A 22,902-nucleotide genomic window follows, 5' to 3' on the forward strand; every position below is an offset into this window, starting at 1 on the left:
ACTGCGCAGCGTTCAACAAGCAGGTACGCGAGTCCGGTTGGGTGTGATCACCACCGGCCGCCCAGTCGCCCTCCACGGTGCTCCGGCGGGGCCTCCTTGCCAAGCCCGGCAACATCAAAGGCTTGGACAACAAATTCACCGGAGAAGGCGGGCCCTTCGAGCGGTCGCCTTCGGGTCGCCTTCCGGTTGTCTTCCGGGCGGTCGCCTCCGTACGGCCTCCCCGCACCGCACAGTGGCGGTATGGCCGCCCCGGCACGGGCAACGGCGTTACGGTGAAGAGTTACTGACGGCACGTCAGCGACGACTGCGGGGGGAATCGCGATGACGGAGATCCACAGGCTGGACCCGGTCGAGCGGGCGCGGCAACTCGCCGACTGGGGGATCGCGCTGGCCGATCGCTTCCTGCGGCTGGGAGACCGTATGACCGGTCCCGATCCCCTCGCGCCCGACCGGGTACGGGAGGCGGTCGGTCAACTGGCCGTGGAGGAAGCGCGGGACGTGCTGCTGGAGGCGGACCGGGAACTGCCCCTCGACGATCCGCGTCGCCTCCGTCTGGATGTCCGGCTCGGCAGCGTGCTGATGATCCGCCATGTCCGGTTCGGGGGCGAGGACGAGGAACGGCGGATCGCGCTGACGGTGTTCCGGCGCGTCCTCAACACCGCCCGGCCGGGGAGCTGGGACCAGGACTACGCCCGGCTGTGGCTCGGCTGGATGCTCTTCTTCCCCGCACTGCCACGGCAGTTGAGACTCGGCGCCCCCGTCGACTTCGAGTCGGCCAGGCGATGGATGCAGGCTCCGCCGAGCGATCCCGAGGAGCGGGCGCGACTTGTCGCCCATCTCGACGAGTCGATCGGCCATCTCCAGTACAGCAGCGCCTGCCCGCGGTGGCCGGAACCCGTCCATGGCTCGCTGAAGCTCATGCTCGGGATGGTGCCGATCCTGCGCATGGTGCTCGGAGGGCCCTTCGACCCCCTGTCGATGATGCGTTCGCTGCCCCTGTTCCAGCAGGGGGTGGGGCTGATGCCCAAGGGCGCCGTGAACCGGACCGAGTTCCAGTCCTTCGCGCGACTGGCCGCCCTGGAGGTGTCCCGTCACACCGACGGCACGCCCGGAGAGACCGGCCCGGCGCTGGAGGAGGCCATCGACACCCTTCCCCCGGGACACCTCCTGCGGGACGCTCTGCTCGGCGAATTGGCGCAGGAGTATCTGGACCGTGCGTCGGACTCGGGCACCGACGAGGATCTGGCGGCCGCGTCCGCCGTCCTGGCCAGGGCGAGGGCGGAGATCACCGCCGGCAGCCCGTGGTACGACTCCGTGCTGGATCTGCTCGGCTCACGGCAGTTCCTGGAGGCGCTGCGGCACCGCTCCCCGGAGCTGGTGGACGAGTCGGTCGTGGCCGGGGTGCGCGCGCTGCTGCGCTGGCGCCCCGACGGCGCGCCCGCTCCCCGGGGCGCCTCGCCGAACGGTCTGTCGGAGGCGCTGGCTGCCGCGGACAAGATGCTGGAGCGTACGGCCGGGCTCGCCCCTGACGACTCCCACCCCGGCGTCGCCCATCTCCAGGTGGGCGGTTCGCTGATGCTCCGGGCCGTGATCTCCGGAGAGACGGAGGACAGCCGGCGCGCCCTGGCGCATCTGCGGAGGGCCACCGAACTGATCCCGGCGGAGCACGCCGTCGCACCGGCCGCTCTGGCGTTGCTGGGAGGCACGCTCGACTTCCACTATCTGCGGCACGGCACCCGCCAGGACGCCGAGACGGGACGGATCTTCCTGGACCACGCCACCGGCGCCGCGGTCGCGCACCGGCCCCTCAAACGCCCCGCCAGGTACCAGAAGTTCGGCGAGACCTTCCGGGCCCTCGCCCTGGGGCTGCGCGCCAATGAGGAGGGCGACGGCGCGGCGGAGGCGCTGGCCGAACTCCGGACCATCGTCGGGAGCGACGGCGCACTCCTGCTGCCCGCGCCCGTGAACGTCGCCACGGCCATCGGCATGCTCGGACACGCCATGAAGAACCAGGACTGGGACGAACTGACCGCCGGGCTGGACCTGCTGGAGGAGACCGCACTCGGTGACGATTTCGCCGTCTCCTGGCTCCAGCCGATGGCGGCCACGTTCGGCGGGCTGGCTGCCGTGGTGCGAGGGGCGGTACGGGGGGACACCGCCGAGCTGCGGCGAGGGACGTCCCTGCTGGAAGAGTTCGTGGCACAGGAGTCGCGGCTTCCCGCGGACTTCCGCCTCATGGGACACGCCGGTCTCGGCTCGGCCCGGCTGATGCTGAATCTGCTCAACGGCGATCCGGAGGTACTGGCGACTGCGCTGCTCGGCCTGGAACGCGCCCGGGAGCGGATGGGCCCGGATACGCCGCCCATCGCGGCCGTGGCCGTACTGGACGGCCTCGCCGACGGATATCGGCGGCGCGGAGATCCCGCGGCGGGCGACCTCTCCGCCGCGGTCGACGCGGGTCTCGCCGTGATCCGGACCGTGGCCGCCGAGGTGATGCTCCAGCGCGGCGCCCATCACGGACTGCTCCCCGCCAGGGGCGCGGCGCGCAGGGCCGTACGCGTCGCGCACTGGAGTCTGGCGGACGGACATCCGCGCACGGCCGTCGAGGCGCTCGAACTGGGGCGGGCGCTCGTACTGCGCGCCTCGACCACCGCGACCGACGTACCGGACCGGCTGGTGGCGGCCGGGCGGCCGGACCTCGCCGACCGCTGGCGCGCCCATGTGCTCGACAGCCCGGCGCCGGTGCTGCCACCGGCGCCTCCCCTGGTGTCCGCGCCCGGATCCGGGGGCGCGGCGGACCCGGACGCCGTCGTGGCCGAGAGCCTGCGCGGTACGGTGCGGCTGCTGCTCGAACAGGGCATGCCCGGCGGGGAGATCCCCAGCGAGCTGCGGCGGCAGGCACTGGGCGTACTCGCCGAGCACGACGGCCGGCACAGCCTGCACGAAGCGCTCACCCCGGCGGCTCTCGGGAAGTCCCTCGCCGCGGTGCACGCCGACGCGCTGGTCTACCTCCTGGACGGGCCCGAGGACAGCGATGCCCCCGGCGCCGCGCTGCTGGTGGACACGGACGGCCGCGTCGTACACATCCCCCTGCCAGGACTGGCGTGGCGTGCCTGTGCTCCGCTCCGGTCGTACATCTCCGCCCGCACGGCGTTCTCCCGGGCCCGCGGCGCCGGGCGCGAAAGCGCCGAGAGCGACTGGCGGGCCGCGCTGGACCGCCTCTGCGACTGGGCGTACCCGGCGGCGATGGGACCGGTGCTCGACGAGATCGCGGCCTGGGACCGGGACCGCGACCGGCCCCCGCATCTGGTGCTTGTGCCCTGCTCCACGCTCGGCGTGGTCACCTGGCACGCCGCCCGCGCCCCGGCCGCCGGCACCGGCGACGCGACGGGGTACCGCTATGTGATCCAGGACGCGGTGGTGTCCTACGCGGCGAGTGGCAGGCAGTTCGCGGAGGCGGCCGGACGCGACCAACTGCCGCCCGCCGACGACCCCGTCATCGTTCTCGACCCCAGCGGCGACCTCCTGTGGCCGGTGCTGGAGGCGGAGGGCATCCGCGACGCCCACTACCCGCGGGCCCGCGTCCTGGGCGCCGAGACGGAAACGGCCGAGGAACACGCCCGACTGCCCGAGCGCGTACTCGCCTGTCTGCCCGGCCGGGGAGAGACGGGCGCCTCCCTCCTCCATCTCGGCTGCCACGCCGACACACGAGAGGTCCCGCTCGATTCGGCCCTGCTCTTCGGCGGCACCCGGGAGAGCGAGCGTGCCGCGCGGACCGAACTGAAGCTCCCGATCTCGCGGGTGCTCGAACGGGCGGCGGGCCGCCGCCCCGGCAGCCCCGGCGGCCTCGTCGTACTCAACGCCTGTCTCAGCGATCTGAGCGAACGTGACCACGACGAGGCGCTCACTCTCGCCACCGCCTTCCTGACCGCGGGAGCGGCCGGCGTCGTCGGCTCACGCTGGAACGTTCCCGACCGGCCCGGCGGCCTGCTCATGACCGTGTTCCATCACCATCTCTCCCAGGGCGTCACGCCCGCACGCGCCCTGCGCGCCGCGCAGCTGTGGATGCTCGACCCGGAGCGCGCGCCCGTCCCCGGAATGAGCCGGCTGATGGCCGGGCAGGTGAACGACCCCGAACACCTTCACATCCACGCCTGGGCCGCGTACACCCACCAGGGACGCTGACCTCCCACCGTCCAGCCGGAGTTGACGCCGATGAGCTTGGCAGACCTGAACAGGATCGTGACGGACCACCGGGCCGACCTGGTCGCGCGGCTCGACGCCGGCGACCGGGCCGAAGTCGCGTCGATCCAGGCCCGGATGCGAGCCGCCGATGACCCGAAACCGCACGCGAGACGGCTGCTGCTCGCCCTCGCCGAGGCGCTTCCCCCCGACCACCCGGTGGCGCTGGCGATCCTTCGGGGGGCCAACTGGCGGGCTCCGGACGTGCTGGACCGCGCGGCCATCGACGCGGAGGCCGCGGCCATCCTGTCCCTCGCCGGTCTCTCCTTCGAGCCGGAGGACGCCGATACCACGGACGCCGGTATCCCGGTCCCCGCACCCGCCGCGCTCATGGACCTCGTCCGGCGCCGCGTGCTCGCGGTCACCCCCGTGCTCAGCGACGACGAGGCACGCGCTCTGCGCCGGAACCCCATGGCGCGCGACCTCATCCGGCTGGACAGGCCCGGAGAGGCGACGGCCTTCCCCCGCTTCCAGTTCGAGCCCTCGGGCCGGCCCCGGGAGGTGGTGGTACGGGTCAACCGGTTGCTCGGCGCCGACCGGGACCCATGGGGTGTGACCGCCTGGTGGCTGGCCTCGAACGTCTGGCTGGGGAAGCCGCCCGCCGCTCTGCTGGGCGCGGACAGGGACGACGAGCTGGTGGCCTGCGCCGGTGCGGCCCTGGGGGAGGACTGATATGACGGCGCAGGCCCTGCCGGACGTACCGGTCTTCCCCCACGCGCACACCGTCCCCGCCGGAACGGTGCTGTGGCGGGTCCATGGATCCACCCGCGCGGTGACGGACTTCAACCCCCGTCCCGCCGATCCCTACTTCGGCGGCTCACGCTTCGACGGCGTCACCGAGAGCCCATACCCGTTCCTGTACGCCGCGCCCGACCCCGCGACGGCGCTCGCCGAAGTGCTGCTGCGCGACCGGGACTTCGACATGAGGCTGGGGGTACGGGTGATCCTCGGCCATGAGGTCGCGGAGCGGACCCTGTCCGCGCTGGAGGTCACCGAGGATCTGAGGGTGGTGTCGCTGTGCTCGGCGGTGGAGCTGGCCGCGGTGTGCCAGGACGGCTGGCTCGTCGAGGCCGACGGCCCGCAGTACGCCTTCACCCGACGCTGGGCCAGGTACCTGCGCGACAGCGCCCCCTGGGCCCAGGGCCTGCGCTGGCAGGCACGCCGCAACCGGCCCCTGGAGTCCCTGATGTTCTTCGGCGACCGCCGTGCCCCCGACGCGCTGAAACCCTCGGCGGCAACGCCGCTCCCGCTGGGAACGCCCGAGGGGATCGAGCACGTCAACGAACTGCTGGCGCCGCTGCGGGCGGTGATCTTCCCGCCGGCCCCGCTTCCTGATCCGGCCTGATCCGGACGAGGACCCGCCCTAGACTCCCCGCGAGCCGCTGTGCCGCGCCGCCGTCGAGTTCAGTTCGGCCAGGATGCGCTCGCGGTGTTCGTCCAGGGCCGGTACGCGACCCATCCTGGGCTCCCGGCCCGCGACGGTGACCGGCGGCAGGAGCGCGTCGAGCGGCCCCACCGGGGAGTCCACGGTGCGCCAGCGGTTCCGGGCGGCGAGCTGCGGGTGCTCCGCGAACTCCGCCACGTCCCGCAGCCGGGCATGGGCGATCCGGGCCGATTCGAGGCGCCGCTCGACCTCGCTCGCGTTCAGGGTGGCGAAACGTTCCTCGATCCGGGTCCGCAGCGCGTCACGGTTCGCCACCCGCAGGGAGTTCCTGGCGAACCGCGGGTCGGTGGCGAGACGGGGCGCGTCCAGGACCCGCGCGCAGAAGTCCTCCCACTCGCGCTCGTTCTGGATGCCGAGGAAGACCCGTACCCCGTCGGCGGTGGCGTACGGACCGTAGGGGGCGATGGCCGCGTGCTCGGCGCCCGAACGTCGCGGCTGGGCGCCGCCGTAGCGGGTGAAGTAGCCCGGATACCCCATCCACTCCCCGAGCGCTTCCAGCATCGACACCTCGAAGGCCCCGCCCCGGCCGGTGCGTTCGCGTTCGTAGAGCGCCGTGAGGATGCCGCTGTACGCGTACATCGCGGCGGCGATGTCGGCGACCGGGATACCGATCTTCGCGGGTGTCTCCGCCGTACCCGTCAGTGACATCGCCCCGGACTCGCACTGCACCAGCAGGTCGTACGCCTTGTGGTCCGTGTAGGGGCCGCCGGTTCCGTAGCCGGAGATGGCGCACACGACGAGCCGGGGGTGGGCGCCGATGAGGGTCGCGGCGTCCAGGCCCAGCCGGTCGGCCGCACCCGGGGCGAGGTTCTGTACGAACACATCGGCCCGGTCGACGAGCCGCCGGAGCACGTCGGCGTCCTCGGGCCGCTTCAGATCGAGAGCGATGGATTCCTTGCTCCGGTTGAGCCAGACGAAGTGGCTGGACATGCCCCGGACCGTCTCGTCGTAGTCACGCGCGAAGTCGCCGGTCCCCGGGCGCTCCACCTTGATGACGCGGGCGCCCAGGTCGGCGAGCTGGCGGGTGGCGAACGGGGCCGCGACCGCCTGCTCGACAGAGATCACGGTGATGCCGTCCAGTGGGAGCACGGGAGGTCCTTTCGAACGGGGCCGGACGGGTTCCGCCCGCCCGCGCCCGCCCCGGAGGCGGGGGAGGCCCTACGATCGTCCTCCTCGCGACCGTATCCCGCCCTGAACACGGCCGACCTTCCGGAGCGCGACGCACCGGGCGTTCCACGGCGCGGCTGAGTCACTGAGCCATGGCGCCCGCGCCGCAGGAGAATGGCGAGGTGACCGCGGACCCGGCGACCCCGAACCTCTCCGGCCAGACCGAGCGCGACGACATGCGCACGCCGTTGCGCGACTTCCTGCGTACGGAGACGGGCAGCGCGGCCGTCCTGCTCGCCGCGGCTCTCGCGGCGCTCGTCTGGGCCAACGCGGGTCCGGGAACGTACGAGGAGTTCTGGCGGACGGCGCTCTCGGTCCGGATCGGCTCCGCCGGGATCTCGCTGGAGCTGCGCGAATGGGTGAACAGCGGACTCATGACGCTGTTCTTCTTCGTCGTCGGTCTGGAGGCCCGCCGCGAGTTCGACATGGGGGAACTGCGCGAACGGAAACGGGTCGCGCTCCCGATGATCGCCGGCGTCAGCGGAATGCTGGTGCCGGTCGCCATCTTCCTCGTCTTCAATGCCGGACACACCTCGGTGCACGGCTGGGGCGTCGCCATGTCCACGGACACCGCGTTCGCGCTGGGCGTGCTCGCCGTCTTCGGCACCCGGCTGCCGCGCGGGCTGCGTGTCTTCATCCTGACCGTCGCCGTCGTGGACGACTTCGTGGCGCTCGGTGTGATCGCGATCGCCTACAGCGGGCGGGTCCGTACGGTCGCGCTGGTCGTGGCCGTGCTCATCTTCGGGCTCGTCCTGCTGCTGCGCGCCTGGGGCGTGCGCCGGGGTGTGGTGTACGGGGTGCTGGCGGTGGCCATCTGGGTGGCGATGCTGGAGTCGGGGGTGGACCCGGTCGTCACCGGTCTGGCGATGGGGCTGGTGACCTTCGCGTACCCGGCCTCGCGCAGCGATCTGGAACGGGCGAGCGGACTGTTCCGGCTCTTCCGCGAGCAGCCGACACCGGAGCTGGAACGAACGGCGCGGCTCGGGATCGCCTCGGCGATCTCACCGAACGAACGGCTCCAGCGGATGTACCACCCCTGGACGAGCTATGTGGTCGTGCCCGTCTTCGCGCTCGCCAACGCCGGTATCACCCTCAGCGGCGGCCAGCTGGCACGGGCCTTCGAGTCGCCGATCACCCTCGGCATCCTGTGCGGCTATGTGCTGGGCAAGCCCATCGGCATCCTCGGCGCCTCGCTGCTGACGACCCGGCTGAGCCACGGCCGGCTGCGCCCGTCGGTCGGCTGGGGCGCCACGGCGGCCGGTGGCACCATCGCCGGTATCGGCTTCACGGTCTCGCTGCTGATCGCCACCCTCGCCTTCGACAGCGAACAGCTGGAGCAGGCCAAGATCGGCATTCTCGCCGCGGCCGTCTGCTCGTTCGCCACCACCTGGCTCGTCACGCGCGTCATCGGAGCACTGCCCCGGCGGCGGCGGATCCGGGCCCTGCTGGGCAGCGCCGAGCAGATCGTCGATCTCGTCGAACCGGTGGACCCGGACCGCGACCATGTGCGGGGACCCCGGGAGGCGCCGGTGACCGTGGTCGAGTACGGCGATTTCGAATGCCCGTACTGCGGGCTGGCCGAGCCCGTGATCCGCGAACTGCTCGCCGATTTCGGGGACGTCCGGTACGTCTGGCGCCATCTGCCGCTCAACGACGTCCACCCGAACGCCCAGCTCGCGGGGGAAGCCTCCGAGGCCGCGGCGGAACAGGGCGCCTTCTGGGAGATGCACGACCTCCTGCTCGGGCACCAGGGCGCGCTGCGGCCCGCCGATCTCCTCGGGTACGCCGAGGAGATCGGGCTGGACACGGACCGGTTCCACCGCCATCTGCGGTCGCACAAGGGCGCCGCGCGGGTCGCCGAGGACGTCGAGAGCGCGGATACGTACGGTGTGTCGGGCACCCCCACGTTCTTCGTCAACGGACGGCGCCACCACGGCGCGTACGACATCGACGCCCTCACCGCGGCCGTACGCGCCGCGAAGGCACGCACCGTGCTGGGCGATCTCCCCTGACCCCCTCGCCCGCCGGGTCGCCACGGACACGCCCCCGGGCGTGCCGTCAGAGCCCCGCCCGGCCGGTCAGGACGAGGTCCACGTCATCGGCCTCCGCCAGACGTCTGATCATCAGCAGCGCGGCCAGCTCCGTCGGGTCGCCCGCCATGCCGGGCCCGCAGTGCAGCTCCAGCCGGCTCACACCCCGGTGGGCGCGCAGCAACTGCCGTACGGTGTCCACCACTTCGTACGAGGTCTCGTCGTCCATCTCGCCGTCGAGCCTGATCTCGACCGTGTCGGACCGGGGAGTGGTGACGACGATGGTCAGCGGATCAGGCGGAGAAGAGGTCATAGGGGCATACCGGACGTCCTGACGAGGTGATGCTCGGCATCGCGGCCCAGCACCGTGGTCGTAGGCAACGGTCCTCCTCCGGAGCGCGCGGCGCAATCCCCTCCAGGGAGGATCCATCCGTGAGCGAACCAGGTCTGACCTGGCCTTTGTGCACGGTACGCGGCGCCGCCGACGGCCGCGTCCGCCCGGCGTCCCGGACGTACGTGACGCCCTTCACGAAACCGACGGGCATACCGAGGGCGTGTATGGGCATAAGGGGATCCGGGAAGAGGGCCCCCGAACGTCCTCATCGGTGGGCGGGGCAGGAGCTATGAACGAACGGTCCATTATCGGTACCGCCCTCGCGGCCCTCTCGGATTCCGTGCGGCCCCTGCGCAAGGCCGCCGAATTCAGCGGGGCCCCCGGCTGCGCGGCCGAGGCCAGGCAGCTCGCCGGCCGGTTCCTCCAGCAGTTGGAGGCGGAGTGGTTCGCGGTGCTCGGCGACCGCACGGCCGGTGATCTGCTGCTGGTCGTCACCGAACTGGTCACCAACGCCGAGCGGCACAGCCATGGCCCGTATCTGCTGGAGCTGGAGGGCACGGACCGGCAGGTGCTCGTGACGGTGTACGACAGTAGTTCGACCCTTCCGCACCGCTACGACCGGGACCCCGGCCGGCCGGGCGGTCACGGTCTGGAGATCGTCCACGCGCTGGCCGACCGCCTGGGCGCCGAGCGGGTCCCCGTCGGCAAACGCGTCCAGGCCGTCTTCGACCTGGAACGCCGCCGGGTCTCGTCCTGACGCGGAGGCCCGGAGGGGTGTTACGGGGGTCTCGACCGGACCACCCCGCCGGACCCGCCCGGCCCGATCCCACCCGTTGACATCACTGGGGGCCCATCCTACGTTTCTGTTGGAAAGCGCTTGCTATCGGCTGGTCGCCATCGGTGCTTGCCATATCGGTGCTTGCCATCCGCGCTTGCTGTCCGGAGCCCCCGGCCGGGCACCCTCGCACCCCGTCCCCACCACGGAGATCCCCGTATGACCAGCTCAGGAACGCCGGACACCCTGGACGCGCCTGTCTCGGTGGCGGACATCGCCGCGCCGGGACTTCGGCTGGCCCACACCCACGGTGACCGCATCGATCTGCGCTTCGGCGAAGTCACCCTGATCCGGTATGTCTACCGGCCCGAGGCGGCATGGGAGGCCCCCAAGCCGTATATGCATCCGCTGCGGTCGCTGTCCGGCGGTGTGGTCACCGACTACCGCCCCCATGACCACCGCTGGCACAAGGGCCTCCAGCTCACCGCCTCCCATCTGTCGGGACAGAACCTGTGGGGCGGCAACACGTATGTGCACGGCGAGGGTTACCGCCCGCTGCCGGAGCGCGTCGGCTCGATGAGCCACGAGGGCTTCGACGAGGTGACGGCCGACTCGGGGCGCGCCGTCATCGCCGAGCGGCTGGTGTGGCGCAACCACGACGGCGACGCGTGGGCCGACGAGTCCCGCCGTATCGAGGTCCATGACGTCGACACCGAGGCCGGCGCGTGGACGCTGACCTGGTCCTGCGCCCTCACCAACCGGCGGGACGAGCCACTGCGCCTCGGCAGTCCCACCACCGCGGGGCGCGAGATGGCCGGCTACACCGGTCTCTTCTGGCGCGGACCACGTGCCTTCCGGGGCGGGCGGCTGATCGGACCCGAGCGGGAGGGGGAGGAACTGATGGGTACCCAGGCCCCATGGGTCGCCTACAGCGGTGAGTTCGACGGCATCGACGGACAGGCCACACTCGTCTTCGCGCACGCGCCGGAGAACGATCACACCGGGGCGGGCGGACAGCACCCCGCGCACTGGTTCGTACGCAGCGATCCGTTCGCGGCGGTCGCCCCCTCCTGGGCCTTCTACGAGGAACTGGTCCTCCCGCCGGGCGACACACTGACCCGGCGCTGGCGGGTGATCGTGGCCGACGGCGGCTGGGAGCGCGAGGACATCGCCACGTACCTTGAGCGGCAGTCGTGGTGAGCCGGGCGGCGGGGTTCGCCGGACTCCCGGGGGCGGTCGCGGTCTCGCATCTGAGCGTGTACGACTGGGAGTCCGCCGACGGGGCGAGCGGTGGCACCCCGCATCTGCATCTCACCTGCTCCGAGGCGTATGTGGTGACCGAGGGCCGGGGCTCCGTGCAGACGCTCAGTCCCACGGGTCTCGACACCACACCGCTGGCGCCGGGGGCGCTGGTGTGGTTCACGCCCGGCACCATCCACCGGCTCGTCAACGAGGACGGGCTGCGGATCGTCGTCCTGATGCAGAACAACGGTCTGCCCGAGGCCGGGGACGCCGTACTGACCCTGCCACCCCCCTATCTCACCGACCCGGACACCTACGCGCGGGCCGTACGCATCCCGGACGCGCCGGAGCCCGAGCAGGCCGCCGCCGCGCGCCGCCGGCGTGATCTGGCGATCGAGGGATTCATGGCGCTGCGCAGCGCGTGGGAGGCGGGCGACCAGCGTCCCCTGCTCGACTTCCAGCGGTCGGCCGCCGCGCTCGTGCGGCCCCGGGTGGCCGAGTGGCGGGCGCGCTGGGAGGCAGGCGCGGCCGAGGCGGCCCGGCAGACCGGGGCCCAGCTCGACCGGCTGGCCGCCGGTGACGCCGCGCATCTGGCCGAGGCGAGGCTGCACGCCCGAGTCCCGGCGTACCACGGCAGGTTCGGCATGTGCGGGCGGCTGAACACGTACGACATCGACGGCCCGGGCGGTGACGGCCGGGCGGGAGCCTCCTGACGGGAGCCGCGTGCGAGAACGCCCGGCAGGGATCTCCCGGCCGGGCGTTCCGCGTGTGCTGTTCCTGGCTCAGCTGGTGTAGGCCTCCAGTTCGGAGAGCTGGGCGGCCGGCCAGCCGGTGTTGCCCGTGACCGTCAGCCGCAGATAGCGGACCGGGGTCCCGTCCAGGGTGACCGTCGCGGTGTTACCGCTCGCCGGGTTGAGGGTGTAGCCCGCCGACGCCTTGAGCGTGCTGTACGAGGAGTTGTTGGTGCTCCCCGACACACTGAGCGTCTGGGTACGGGTCGTCCACGCCGACGCCGGAGGCAGCTTCAGCACCACCCGCTTGACCGCCTTCGACGCGCCGAGGTCCACGGTGATGGTCCCCGGGAACGCGTTGTTGGTGCTCTCCCAGTACGTGGAGGCGTTGCCGTCGACCGCGTTGCCCGCGCCGTACACATCGGCATGGCCGGACTCCGTGACCGGACGGCCCAGAGCGAGATTGCCCGGGTCCGTCGGGGGGTCCGTGGGCGGGTCGGTGGGCGGATCCGTCGGCGGGTCGGTGGGACCGCCGGGCACACCGCCGTTGGTCCACACCGGGTCGGGCCAGGTGCCGGTGCACGCGGGCGGATTGGCGTACCAGCCCGAGTTCCCGGCGCCCTGGGTGATCTGGAAGCCGCTGCCCACACAGTTGTGGATCGGGTTGGACTGCGCGATATGGGTGGCGGTCACATTGGTGAAGGAGGCCGTGCCCGGAGCCTGGATCTGGAGCGCGTACGTTCCGGCGCCGTCGATCCGGATGTTGTTGAAGTGCAGCCCGTTCGTCGCGCCCTCGATCAGATGGATCGCGGCGTAGGAGCTGTCCAGGACCTCGCTGTCGGTGATGTTGATGGTGGCGTTGATCGGCTCGTTGAGACCGCTGAACCAGATCGCCCCGACGCCGAAGCGCCAGTTGTAGTCATTGTTTCCGGCCCGGATCAGGGTGTTGCGCGCGGCGGTGGTGGTGCCGGAGACCGCCGTGCCCTGACCGGAGTTGACGCCCGGGTAGCGGTTGGCGATATGCAGTCCGCCGCCGTTGGTGATGGTGTCCGACATGACGTTGTCGGAGATGGTGATGTCCCTGCCGCCGTACGTGACGATGTTGTTCGCCAGGATCGGCAGGATCACGGTGTTGAACGTGAACTTGTTCTTCACGTTCGGAATATTCTCGGCCCACATGGCCAGCCCGTCGTCACCGGTGTTGCGCACAAAGGTGTTGGTGACCGTCGAGTTGGTGACACCTATGTGGAAGTTGACGCCGTCCGCGGTCTGGTCGAGGATGCGGCTGTTCTTGATGGTGAAGTTGTCCATCGGGCCGTCCATCCAGGCGCCGCACTTGGTGTGCTGCATCCAGACGTTGTCGACGACCGAGTTGGACATGGCGCCGCCGATGGCGTTGACCTGGTCGTTGTCCACACGCTCACGGATGTCGCCCATGATGGCGAAGTCCTTGAGGGTGACATTGCTGCTGCCGCCCGCGTTGGCGTATTTGCCGTAGACACCGACGGCCTTGCTGCGGTCGGACGGATCACGTCCGGTCAGCACGCTGTACCAGGGACCCGCGCCACGCAGGGTCACCTTGTCGACGATGATGTGGTCGCGCACCTGGAAGGTGCCCTGCGGGATATAGACCTCCCTGCCCTGCGTACGTCCCGCGTCGACCGCCGCCTGGATCTTGGCCGTCGAGTCGGCGGCGCCGCTCGGGTCCGCGCCGAAGTCGCTCACCACGTCGAGCGCGCCCGAGGGCTTCCCGATCGGGGCGGCCACCTGCTCGAAGTCGGCGAGGTCGATGGTGAACGTGGGCGACGCGGCGGTCGAGGAGACCTGGAGCCGGACCTTCGTGCCGGTCGGCAGCGTCGACCCGAACATGGTGCGGGTCTCGTCGTAGAAGTGGTGCGGGTTGGTGTCACCCGGGTTGTTGTTGAACGGGTAACCGCCGTAGTACCAACCGTATTTGGAGGTCACGGGCACGCTCTTGAGGGAGGTGCCGTTGACCCGTAGATCGATGGTCGCGTCCCGGCCGGTACCCGCCGCGTTGTCCGGCAGCGAGTAGCGGAACGACATCGCGTTCGCCGGTGCGGTGAGGGTGAACTCCACATACTCACCGACCGCGTCGAGCGTCACGGCCTGTCGGCCCGAGGCTTCCGAAGGCAGCGTGCCGTAGAGGCGGTTGGGGCCGATCAGGGAGCCGTTGGTGGCGGCGTACTCGGCTTCCTGCTCCTTGAACGGCACCGTGGCGCCGCGGCCGGGGACATTGATGGGGGAGGGGGCGGGTACCGCCGCCGCCTGCGCGGCGGGGGCGGTGGAGAGCACCACCGCCGCGGCCGTCCCGGCCACGGCGAGTGCGAGGGATACAGATGCGGCGATGCCGCGCCGGAGCAGGCGGGCTCGTGGGGGTCCGGTGGGGAGTGTCACAGACATACGTCCTTGCGGCTCGTGGGGACTCTGCGGACGCGAAAAGGTTAGAAGTTGCCTTACAAGAAGTCTATGAATCCGCGCAAATTTTGGAGGTGGATGCAAAAATCCACGACCCGGTGGGGGTCCGAGGGGCCCGAAGCGGGAGTTGGGGCGCGGGCGCGTGGGTGCGGGGCCGACTTCCGGCCCGCCCGCATCAGGGGTCCCGCGCACACCTCTTGTAGCGCGGACGCGGTCGGCCCTACGATGCCCGACAGGGGCATGAAACGTTTCAATCCAAGGGAGCCGCGATGGGCATGGGCTGGACACGCCGAGGTCTTCTGCACACCTCCGTGGCGGGCGCCGGGGTGGGGATCGCGGGGCTCGCCGCCGCCTCCCCCGCCGCGGGCGCGCCGACCGGCGGCTCGCCGGGAACGGGCGGGCGGCAGGGCCGGCTCCATGTCACCACCGCCACGGTCGAGTACACCGAGCGGCTCCTCGGCACCGACGCCGAGGCCCCGCTGCTCTCCTGGGAGCTGAGCGGTGAAGAGGGCGCCAGGGACGCCCGTCAGAGCGCCTATCAGATCCGGGCCGCGACCGATCCGCGCGCGCTCACCTCCGGCCGAGGACTCCTCTGGGACACCGGCCGCGTGGCCTCCGACCGGAGCGTCGCCGTGCCCTACACGGGCCCGCAACTGCCACCCCGTACCCGCTGCCACTGGCAGGTCCGCGTCTGGGACGCCGATGGACGCGTCTCACCGTGGAGCACGGCGGGCTGGTGGGAGACCGCGCTCGGCGCCGAGCCGTGGCAGGCGCGCTGGATAGGCGCCGACCAGGCGCCACAGCCGCCCGGCTTCGACGGCGCGTCCTGGATCTGGACCGAGGGGGCGACCACCGGCAACGCCCCCGTCGGCCCCCGATGGTTCCGCGGCGGACTCGAACTCCCGCCCGGCGCGAGGGGCGAGGACATCGCACGGGCCACCCTCCTCGCCACGGCGGACGACGACTTCACGCTCCATCTCAACGGCAGGCAGACGCTCCACGCACCCGAACAGGTCGACGGCTGGCGCACCGGACGCACGGCCGAGGTCACCGAGGCCGTACGGTCCGCCGCCGACGGCCGGCTCGTCCTCGCCGCCCTCGCGGCCAACCGCGGCGCGGTCTCCGTCAACCCGGCGGGACTGCTCGTACGGCTGCTCGTCGAAACAGCCCAGGGCGCCAGGCACGAGCTGGTCACCGGCCCCGGCTGGCGCGCCGCGGACACCGAGCGACAGGGCTGGGAGCAGCCGGACTTCGACGACAGCGGCTGGGCCCCGGCGGCCGTACTCGCCCCCTACGGCCAGGGCCCATGGGGAAGCGGAGTCTCGATCCCGGCGCCCGAGGCGCCCGCGCCCCTGCTGCGCCGCGAGTTCACCCTAGCGAGGCCGGTCAGCCGCGCCCGGCTCTACATCAGCGGACTCGCCTACTACACAGCCGAGTTGAACGGGAAGCGAGTCGGCAGCCAGGTGCTCGACCCGGCCTTCACCGACTACGACGAGACCGTGATGTACGCCGTCCACGATGTGACCTCGCTGCTGCGGCGCGGTGACAACGCGATCGGTGTGACCCTGGGCCGTGGCTTCTACGGCATGACCACCCCCAATGTCTGGAACTGGCACCAGCCACCCTGGCACGGCGAACCCCGGCTCCTGTGCCGGCTGGAGGCCGAGCACCCCGACGGCTCCCGCACCACCGTCGTCTCCGACACCGACTGGCGGATCACCGAGGGCCCCACGCTCACCAACTCCCTCTACGCGGGCGAGACCTACGATGCCCGGCTGGCCCCCGAGGGCTGGACGATGCCCGGCTTCGACGACAGCTCCTGGCGCTCCCCGAACCCCCAGATCGCGCCCAAGGGCACCCTGCGCGCCCAGCCGCACGACCCCATCGAGATCATCGAGACCCTGACCCCCACCGCGATCACGGAGTTGCGCCCCGGGGTGTATGTCGTCGACATGGGCCGCACGACGGCGGGCTGGACCCGGCTGAGCGTACGGGCCCCGGCGGGCACCCTCGTCCAGCTCGTCCACGGCGAGAAGCTCAAGGCGGACGGCAGTGTGCACGCCGAGACCGGTCATGTGCCGGGACGCTTCCAGCGCGACGAGTACATCTGCGCGGGCGGCGGAACCGAGGTCTGGGAGCCCTCCTTCTCGTACAAGGGCTTCCGCTATGTCCAGATCAGCGGATTGCCGAGCCGCCCACGCCCCGCCGATGTGCTCGGCCGGGTCGTCCATACGAAGGTGACCGAGGTCAGCTCCTTCGACTGCTCGGAGCCCTTCTACGAGCAGCTCGACCGGGCGATGCGCCGCACCCTGCTCAACAATCTGCACGGCATACCGACCGACACCCCCATGTACGAGAAGAACGGCTGGACCGGGGACGCGCAGCTCGGGGCGCCCATCATGGCGTACGCCTTCGGAGTCCACCGCTTCCTGGCCAAATGGCTGGACGACCTGGCGGACAGTCAGAACGCCGAAGGACAGCTGCCGGTGATCGTGCCCAGCGGCGGCTGGGGCTACGGCGACCTCGGGCCCTCCCCGGAGTGGACGACCGTATACCCGTTCCTGATAAGGGAGATGTACCGGATCTACGGCGACGACCGGGTGGCACGCGCGCACTGGACCACCCTGACCCGTTATCTGGACTGGGAGTTGGACCGGCTGGTGGACGGTCTCGCCATCACCGCGCTCGGTGACTATCTGCCACCGGGATACGGCGGCAACCCGCCCGAGGACACCCGCCTCACGGCGACGGCGTATCTGCACCGCGCGCTGACCCAGACGGCCGAGCTGGCCGAACTGCTGGGCCACGGCGAGGCCGGGGACCGCTACCGTACGGCGGCCACCGGGCTGAAGGACGCCTTCAACGCCACATTCCTCGACCCCGCGTCCGGCCATTACCGGACCGCGAAGGACCCCGGCTACCGGCAGACCTCCAACGCCCTGCCGCTCGCCTTCGGTCTGGTACCGAGCGGCGCCCGCGCGTCGGTGCTCGACAGTCTCGTCGCCGACATCAAGGCCCGCGGCGACCACCTCAACACCGGCGCACTGGGCACGAGCGTGCTGCTGCGCGTCCTGTGCGCCCACGGCCGCCCCGAGGTCGCGCACGCCATCGCCACCCAGCGTACGTACCCGAGCTGGGGCTACTGGTTCGACAACGGCGCCGACACCATGTGGGAGATGTGGCCCGTGGACTCGCGCTCGCGCGACCACTACTTCCAGGGAACGGTCGTCCAGTGGCTGTACGAGAACGTGGCCGGCCTGCGCCCCGGGGACGGGGGCTACCGCACCTTCACCGTACGGCCCGACGGCCGGACCGGAGTCACCTGGGCACGCACCTCGATCCGTACCGTACGGGGCACGGCCTCGGTGGCCTGGTCCGCGATAGGTCCCGATCTGCGGCTCTCGGTGCGGGTGCCGGTCGGCGCGACGGCGGAGATCCATGTACCGGCCGAGCGCCCGGAGCTGGTGAAGGCGCCGGGCGGAACGGAGTATGTGCGTACGGAGCCGGGCTTCGTGGTCTATCGGGCGGGACAGGGGACCTGGGACTTCGTGGGGCGCGGCTGACGGCGCAGCCCAGTGGGGCCCGTAACGCGCCGCGAGGGAGCCGACGGGAAGCCGAGGGGGACGTGTCCTTGAACGTTTCGGAGCGTCCCCGGCGGGCCTCAGTCCCGGCGCAGCAGATACGTGTCCATGATCCATCCCTTGCGGGCGCGCGCCTCGGACCGCAACTCCCTGATCCGGTCGGCCACTTCGGAGAGCCGGCCGGAGACCAGGATCTCGTCCTCGGTCCCCACATAGGCGCCCCAGTGGATGACGGGATCGGCTGCCAGATGGTGGCGGAAGGACTGGTGCGCGTCCAGCATCACCACGACATCGTCCGCGCCGTCCGGCCAGCCCTCGGCGAGCCGGCGGCCGGTGGTGATCTGTACGGGCCTGCCCACCCGGGTCAGTCCGACGCGGTGCCTGGCGGCCAGCGCGGAGACGCTGCTGATGCCGGGGATCACCTCGTACTCGAACCGGACCGAGCCGCGCGCCAGGATCTCCTCCAGGACGGCGAGCGTCGAGTCGTAGAGGGAGGGGTCGCCCCAGACGAGGAACGCCCCGGTCCCGCCGCGGCCCTCGGTCCTGGCGCGGTCCCCGGTCCTGGCGCGGTCCCCGGTCCCGTCCCGGTCGAAGACCTCGCTCTCGTCGGGGCTCTCGCTCCCGTCAGGGGCCTCGCCGCCGCTCAGCTCATCGATGATCGCGCGTTCGCAGAGGGCGGCGCGTCGGCTCCGCCAGTCGTCGACGGTCCCGGGATAACCGGCGCTGTCGGTCGTCCCCTCCCGCACCGGGTCGCGGATCTCGACCAGCCGATAGCCCCGGTCGCCCGAGGCCTCCCCGGCATGGCGGCGCAGGATCTCGTGCCGGAGCGCGATCAGATCCGACTTCTCGGCGCCCTTGTCGAGCAGGAAGAAGACGTCCACGCGCCGGAGAGTCTTGACCGCCTGGACGGTCAGCTGGTCGGGGTCGCCCGCGCCGATACCGATGACATAGATCTTTCGCACACCGCCGAGTCTGCCGCATGTTCCTCGGCCGCCCGGATGCCGCCCCGATACCGCCCGGATGCCGCCCGGAGGAAGGTCATATCCATCGGATGTCTGATGAACCGTCACTCACCTCGAAGGTCTTCCGCGCACCCTCGCGGCCGACATATGCTCCGCCCATGCGCGCCGCCCTCTTCGTCACCTGTGTCAACGACGCCGTCTATCCGGCCACCGGCATCGCGACCGTACGGCTCCTGGAACGTCTGGGTGTCGATGTCGACTTTCCCGACGCGCAGACCTGCTGCGGCCAGCCCCAGTTCAATACGGGCTACCGGCGGGAGACCGAGCCGCTGGTCCGGCGGATGACCCGGGCCTTCGAGGGGTACGACTATGTGGTGACCCCGTCCGGGTCCTGCGCCGCCATGGTCCGCCACCACTACCCCAGGATCGGCGACGAGGCGGCGGCCTCGCTTGCCGCGCGGACGTACGAGCTGACCGAGTTCCTGGTCGACGTGGTGGGCGTGACGGATGTGGGGGCGCACTTCCCGCACACCGTCACCTACCACCCCTCCTGTCACGGTCTGCGGCTGCTGGGGCTGGGGGAGCGGCCACGCAAGCTGCTGGAGTCGGTTCGGGGACTGGAGTTGCGGGAGCTGCCCGGCGCGGACGAGTGCTGCGGCTTCGGCGGCACCTTCGCGGTGAAGAACTCCGATGTTTCGGCCGCGATGGGGCAGGACAAGGTGAGCAACGCGGTCTCCACCGGGGCCGAGGTGCTCTGTGGCGCGGACAATTCCTGTCTGATGCACATCGGCGGGATCGTGAGCCGGGAGGGTGCCCCGCTGCGTCCCGTACATCTCGCGGAGATCCTGGCGTCGACGGAAGAGGAGCCCTGGTCATGAGCGGTACGTATCTGGGGATGCCGGCGTTTCCGGTGGCGGCGAAGGAGGCGGTCGGCAACGAGACGCTGCGCGGCAATCTGCGGCACGCCACCCACACCATCCGCGACAAGCGCGCCAAGGCCGTGGCGGAGCTGGACGACTGGGCGCTGCTGCGGGAAGCGGGCAAGCGGATCAAGGACCATACGCTGCGCCATCTGGACCGCTATCTGGTGCGGCTTGAGGAGTCGGTCACGGCGGCGGGCGGGGTGGTGCACTGGGCGGCCGACGCCGAGGAGGCGAACCGCATCGTCGCGGAGCTGGTGAAGGCCACCGGCGAGACCGAGGTCGTCAAGGTCAAGTCCATGGCCACCCAGGAGATCGGACTCAACGAGGCGCTGGAGGCCGAGGGCATCTCCGCGTACGAGACCGACCTGGCCGAGCTGATCGTCCAGCTCGGCCAGGACCGGCCCTCCCACATCCTCGTGCCGGCGATCCACCGCAACCGCGGTGAGATCCGGGACATCTTCCGGGACCGGATGGGCGCCTGGGGCCGCCCGGCGCCCGACGGACTCTCCGACACCCCCGGCGAACTCGCCGAGGCCGCGCGGCTGCATCTGCGGGAGAAGTTCCTGCGCGCCAAGGTCGGTATCTCGGGGGCGAACTTCATGGTCGCCGAGACCGGCACGCTCGTGGTCTTCGAATCGGAGGGCAACGGACGGATGTGTCTGACGCTTCCCGAGACACTGATCTCCGTGGTGGGCATCGAGAAGGTGGTGCCGAGCTGGCGGGATCTGGAGGTCTTCCTTCAGACGCTGCCGCGCTCCTCGACGGCGGAACGGATGAATCCGTACACCAGCATGTGGACCGGCACCCATGACGCGGACGGACCGAGCACCTTCCATCTGGTGCTGCTGGACAACGGCCGTACGGACACCCTGGCCGACGAGGTCGGCCGGCAGGCGCTGCGCTGTATCCGCTGCTCGGCCTGTCTCAATGTCTGCCCGGTGTACGAGCGGGCCGGCGGGCACGCGTACGGCTCGGTGTACCCGGGCCCGATCGGGGCGATCCTCAGCCCCCAACTGCGGGGAACCCAGAGCGAGATCGACGCGTCGCTGCCGTATGCCTCCTCGCTCTGCGGCGCCTGCTACGACGTGTGTCCCGTCGCCATCGACATCCCCGAGGTACTGGTGCATCTCCGCGAGCGGGTCGCGGACCAGGGCGGCAAGGGGCACCGGCTGGAGAAGGCCGCGATGAAGGCGGCGGGCTGGGTCTTCGACCATCCGCGCGTGATGGCGGCGGGGGAGCGGGCCGCGTCGAAGACGCGCCGGCTGCATCCCTCGAAGCTTCCCGGGACGGGGGCGTGGACCGACTCGCGCGATCTGCCCGCGCTGCCGGCGGAGTCGTTCCGCGACTGGTGGAAGAAGCACCACGACGACCACATCAGCCCTAACGACCGTAAGGACACAGGGACATGAGCACCGGCGCAGCCGCGACCTCGCGACCCGGCCCCGGCCCCGGCCCTGGCTCCGGCCCTGGCTCCGGCTCCGGCCCCGGATCCCGGGAGCGGATCCTCGCCCGGATCCGCGCCGCCGTCGCGGACGCCCCCGAGGCCCCGGAAGCCGCGCGCGACTACCTGGACACGCACACCCCCGCCGCACGCGTCATCGACCTGCTCGCCGAGAACCTCGCCGACTACCGCGCGCTCGTCCACCGGACGGACAGCGACGGGCTCCCCGCGCTCATCGCGCGCCTCCTGGCGGAACGGGGCGCCCGTACCGTCCTCGTCCCCCCGCTGCTCCCGGCGCTCTGGCTCTCCGCGCTCTCTTCCGTGGGCCCCGATCTGATCAAGGTCGAGGACGATCCCGGCGCCACGGCCCGGGAGCTCGATGTCGTCGACAGTGTGATCACCGGCTGCGCCCTGGCCATCGCGGAGACCGGCACACTCGTTCTCGACGCCGCCCCCGACCAGGGACGGCGCCGCATCACACTCGTGCCCGACCATCACATCTGTGTCGTACGCACCGCTGACCAGGTGGTCGGTTCCGTACCGCAGGCCATGCCCAGGCTCGATCCCACCCGCCCGCTGACCTGGATTTCCGGACCGTCCGCGACCAGCGACATCGAACTCGACCGAGTGGAGGGCGTACACGGCCCGCGCACGCTCGAAGTCATCCTGCTCAGTGAGTGAGCGGCACCAGCCGGGGAGCCTCGCGGGCCGCGTCCACCTCTTCCCCGCGCGCCACCCGCCCCGCCAACTCCCGGGCCCAGGTGATCAGTCCGGCCACATCGATACCGTACGGGTTCGGATACGCGGCGATCGCCCCCGCGCCACGCGACAACAGCCGCGCCCCGCCGGTCGCGTTCCCCCGGGCGGCGTGCGTCAGCCCGACGGCGAGCTGAGCCATCCCCTTCCACAGCGTCCGCTCCGCGTCGGGCCCCGACTTCCACGCGTCCTCGAACACCTCGTGCGCATGGAACGGCATCCCCGCGTCCAGCAGCCGCTGCGCCTCCCGAAGCGTCTCCCCGGGCGTACGGACCACCCCCTCGGGCCCCCGCTCCACCCCCGGAACCCCATACGCCAACGGCCGCCCCAACCCATCGCGAGGCCGCGCACTCCGCGCCCGCCCCTCCTCGTCACGATCCCGCCTGTTCTCCTTCATACGCCGATTGTCGCGCGGACAGGGCGCGTCTTCGCGCCGCTCGGAGTGGGGTAACCTTCTCTTGCGCGGCCGACCGGGGGGAGTCTCCCCATTGAGGCCGCACATCGGGACGTGGCGCAGCTTGGTAGCGCACTTGACTGGGGGTCAAGGGGTCGCAGGTTCAAATCCTGTCGTCCCGACAGTGATGTCGGATATTTTCGCAGCTCAGGGGCCATCTTCGGATGGCCCCTGAGACGTTTCACGGGAGCGCTTCGGGAGCGAGTGGGAGCACTGGCCGCTCCCATTCGCTCCCAACCCGCCGGAAGCTGGGAGTGACGTCAATCTACGGTTGAACGTGTGTCGCCCGATGGTGTCGCTCCCGGTGAGGATCTCCGCCGTTCGGCGCTGCTTTGCTGGTCAAGTGCTCGGCTTTTCGACCCCTTGTCCGGGCTTTCGTCAGGG

16 protein-coding genes and 1 tRNA gene are annotated in these 22,902 nt (G+C 71.2%); 12 read left to right on the forward strand and 5 right to left on the reverse strand.

Annotated elements, in window-relative coordinates:
- Nucleotides 1–321: 321 nt before the first annotated feature.
- Genes M1203_RS08785 through M1203_RS08795 form a run of 3 tightly spaced genes read left to right on the forward strand, consistent with a single transcriptional unit; the run spans nt 322 to nt 5,587 of the window.
- Nucleotides 322–4,185 carry a CHAT domain-containing protein gene (locus M1203_RS08785; RefSeq protein WP_249948970.1) on the forward strand — a complete coding sequence of 1,288 codons (3,864 nt, stop codon included), beginning with the start codon at nt 322–324 and terminating at the stop codon, nt 4,183–4,185.
- Between the two features lie 30 nt (nt 4,186–4,215).
- Nucleotides 4,216–4,914: a hypothetical protein gene (locus M1203_RS08790; RefSeq protein WP_249948971.1), complete on the forward strand. Its 699-nt coding sequence runs from the start codon at nt 4,216–4,218 to the stop codon at nt 4,912–4,914.
- 1 nt (nt 4,915) lies between these two features.
- Nucleotides 4,916–5,587, forward strand: coding sequence for an RES family NAD+ phosphorylase (locus M1203_RS08795; protein ID WP_249948972.1), 672 nt, complete (start codon nt 4,916–4,918; stop codon nt 5,585–5,587).
- Nucleotides 5,588–5,605: 18 nt separating this feature from the next.
- On the opposite strand, the gene M1203_RS08800 is transcribed toward M1203_RS08795, so the two are convergent.
- Nucleotides 5,606–6,775, reverse strand: coding sequence for a CaiB/BaiF CoA-transferase family protein (locus M1203_RS08800; protein WP_249948973.1), 1,170 nt, complete (start codon nt 6,773–6,775; stop codon nt 5,606–5,608).
- A gap of 254 nt (nt 6,776–7,029) precedes the next feature.
- Between M1203_RS08800 and nhaA the strand changes: the two genes are divergently transcribed.
- Nucleotides 7,030–8,865: a Na+/H+ antiporter NhaA gene (gene nhaA / locus M1203_RS08805; protein WP_249949082.1), complete on the forward strand. Its 1,836-nt coding sequence runs from the start codon at nt 7,030–7,032 to the stop codon at nt 8,863–8,865.
- 46 nt (nt 8,866–8,911) lie between these two features.
- On the opposite strand, the gene M1203_RS08810 is transcribed toward nhaA, so the two are convergent.
- Nucleotides 8,912–9,196 (reverse strand): hypothetical protein, encoded by a 285-nt coding sequence (locus M1203_RS08810; RefSeq protein ID WP_249948974.1) that lies wholly within the window; start codon nt 9,194–9,196, stop codon nt 8,912–8,914.
- Nucleotides 9,197–9,506: 310 nt separating this feature from the next.
- On the opposite strand from M1203_RS08810, the gene M1203_RS08815 reads away from it, so the two are divergent.
- From M1203_RS08815 to M1203_RS08825, 3 genes are all read left to right on the forward strand, one after another.
- Nucleotides 9,507–9,974 (forward strand): ATP-binding protein, encoded by a 468-nt coding sequence (locus tag M1203_RS08815; protein WP_249948975.1) that lies wholly within the window; start codon nt 9,507–9,509, stop codon nt 9,972–9,974.
- 237 nt (nt 9,975–10,211) lie between these two features.
- A complete protein-coding gene (locus M1203_RS08820) occupies nt 10,212–11,192 on the forward strand; it encodes a PmoA family protein (RefSeq protein ID WP_249948976.1) in 981 nt (326 codons plus the stop codon).
- Nucleotides 11,189–11,947 (forward strand): cupin domain-containing protein, encoded by a 759-nt coding sequence (locus M1203_RS08825; RefSeq protein WP_249948977.1) that lies wholly within the window; start codon nt 11,189–11,191, stop codon nt 11,945–11,947. The genes M1203_RS08820 and M1203_RS08825 overlap by 4 nt, the downstream gene beginning before the upstream one ends.
- 69 nt (nt 11,948–12,016) lie before the next feature.
- Here M1203_RS08825 and M1203_RS08830 read toward each other — a convergent pair whose 3' ends face one another.
- Entirely contained in the window at nt 12,017–14,386 is a 2,370-nt protein-coding gene (locus tag M1203_RS08830) for a discoidin domain-containing protein (RefSeq protein ID WP_249948978.1), read from the reverse strand.
- Between the two features lie 290 nt (nt 14,387–14,676).
- Here M1203_RS08830 and M1203_RS08835 point away from each other — a divergent pair, with 290 nt between their 5' ends.
- Nucleotides 14,677–17,964, forward strand: coding sequence for a family 78 glycoside hydrolase catalytic domain (locus M1203_RS08835; RefSeq protein WP_249948979.1), 3,288 nt, complete (start codon nt 14,677–14,679; stop codon nt 17,962–17,964).
- 98 nt (nt 17,965–18,062) lie between these two features.
- Here M1203_RS08835 and cobF read toward each other — a convergent pair whose 3' ends face one another.
- On the reverse strand, nt 18,063–18,944 hold the full coding sequence (gene cobF, locus M1203_RS08840; protein WP_249948980.1) for a precorrin-6A synthase (deacetylating): 882 nt from the start codon (nt 18,942–18,944) through the stop codon (nt 18,063–18,065).
- Nucleotides 18,945–19,102: 158 nt separating this feature from the next.
- Between cobF and M1203_RS08845 the strand changes: the two genes are divergently transcribed.
- From M1203_RS08845 to M1203_RS08855, 3 genes are read left to right on the forward strand one after another with little or no spacing between them, the layout of a single operon-like run.
- On the forward strand, nt 19,103–19,822 hold the full coding sequence (locus tag M1203_RS08845; RefSeq protein ID WP_249948981.1) for a (Fe-S)-binding protein: 720 nt from the start codon (nt 19,103–19,105) through the stop codon (nt 19,820–19,822).
- The gene (locus M1203_RS08850) at nt 19,819–21,276 is read left to right on the forward strand and encodes a LutB/LldF family L-lactate oxidation iron-sulfur protein (RefSeq protein WP_249948982.1); all 1,458 of its coding nucleotides are present in this window, start codon (nt 19,819–19,821) and stop codon (nt 21,274–21,276) included. Before M1203_RS08845 ends, M1203_RS08850 begins: the two co-directional genes overlap by 4 nt.
- Nucleotides 21,273–21,989, forward strand: coding sequence for an LUD domain-containing protein (locus M1203_RS08855; protein ID WP_249948983.1), 717 nt, complete (start codon nt 21,273–21,275; stop codon nt 21,987–21,989). The genes M1203_RS08850 and M1203_RS08855 overlap by 4 nt, the downstream gene beginning before the upstream one ends.
- Here M1203_RS08855 and M1203_RS08860 read toward each other — a convergent pair.
- Nucleotides 21,979–22,461, reverse strand: coding sequence for a DUF309 domain-containing protein (locus M1203_RS08860; protein ID WP_249948984.1), 483 nt, complete (start codon nt 22,459–22,461; stop codon nt 21,979–21,981). The genes M1203_RS08855 and M1203_RS08860 overlap by 11 nt on opposite strands.
- A gap of 105 nt (nt 22,462–22,566) precedes the next feature.
- Between M1203_RS08860 and M1203_RS08865 the strand changes: the two genes are divergently transcribed.
- A tRNA-Pro gene (locus tag M1203_RS08865) sits at nt 22,567–22,640 on the forward strand.
- Nucleotides 22,641–22,902: the final 262 nt, after the last annotated feature.

The sequence above is a fragment of the Streptomyces sp. 35G-GA-8 genome, assembly GCF_023534745.1.
Lineage (GTDB): Bacteria > Actinomycetota > Actinomycetes > Streptomycetales > Streptomycetaceae > Streptomyces.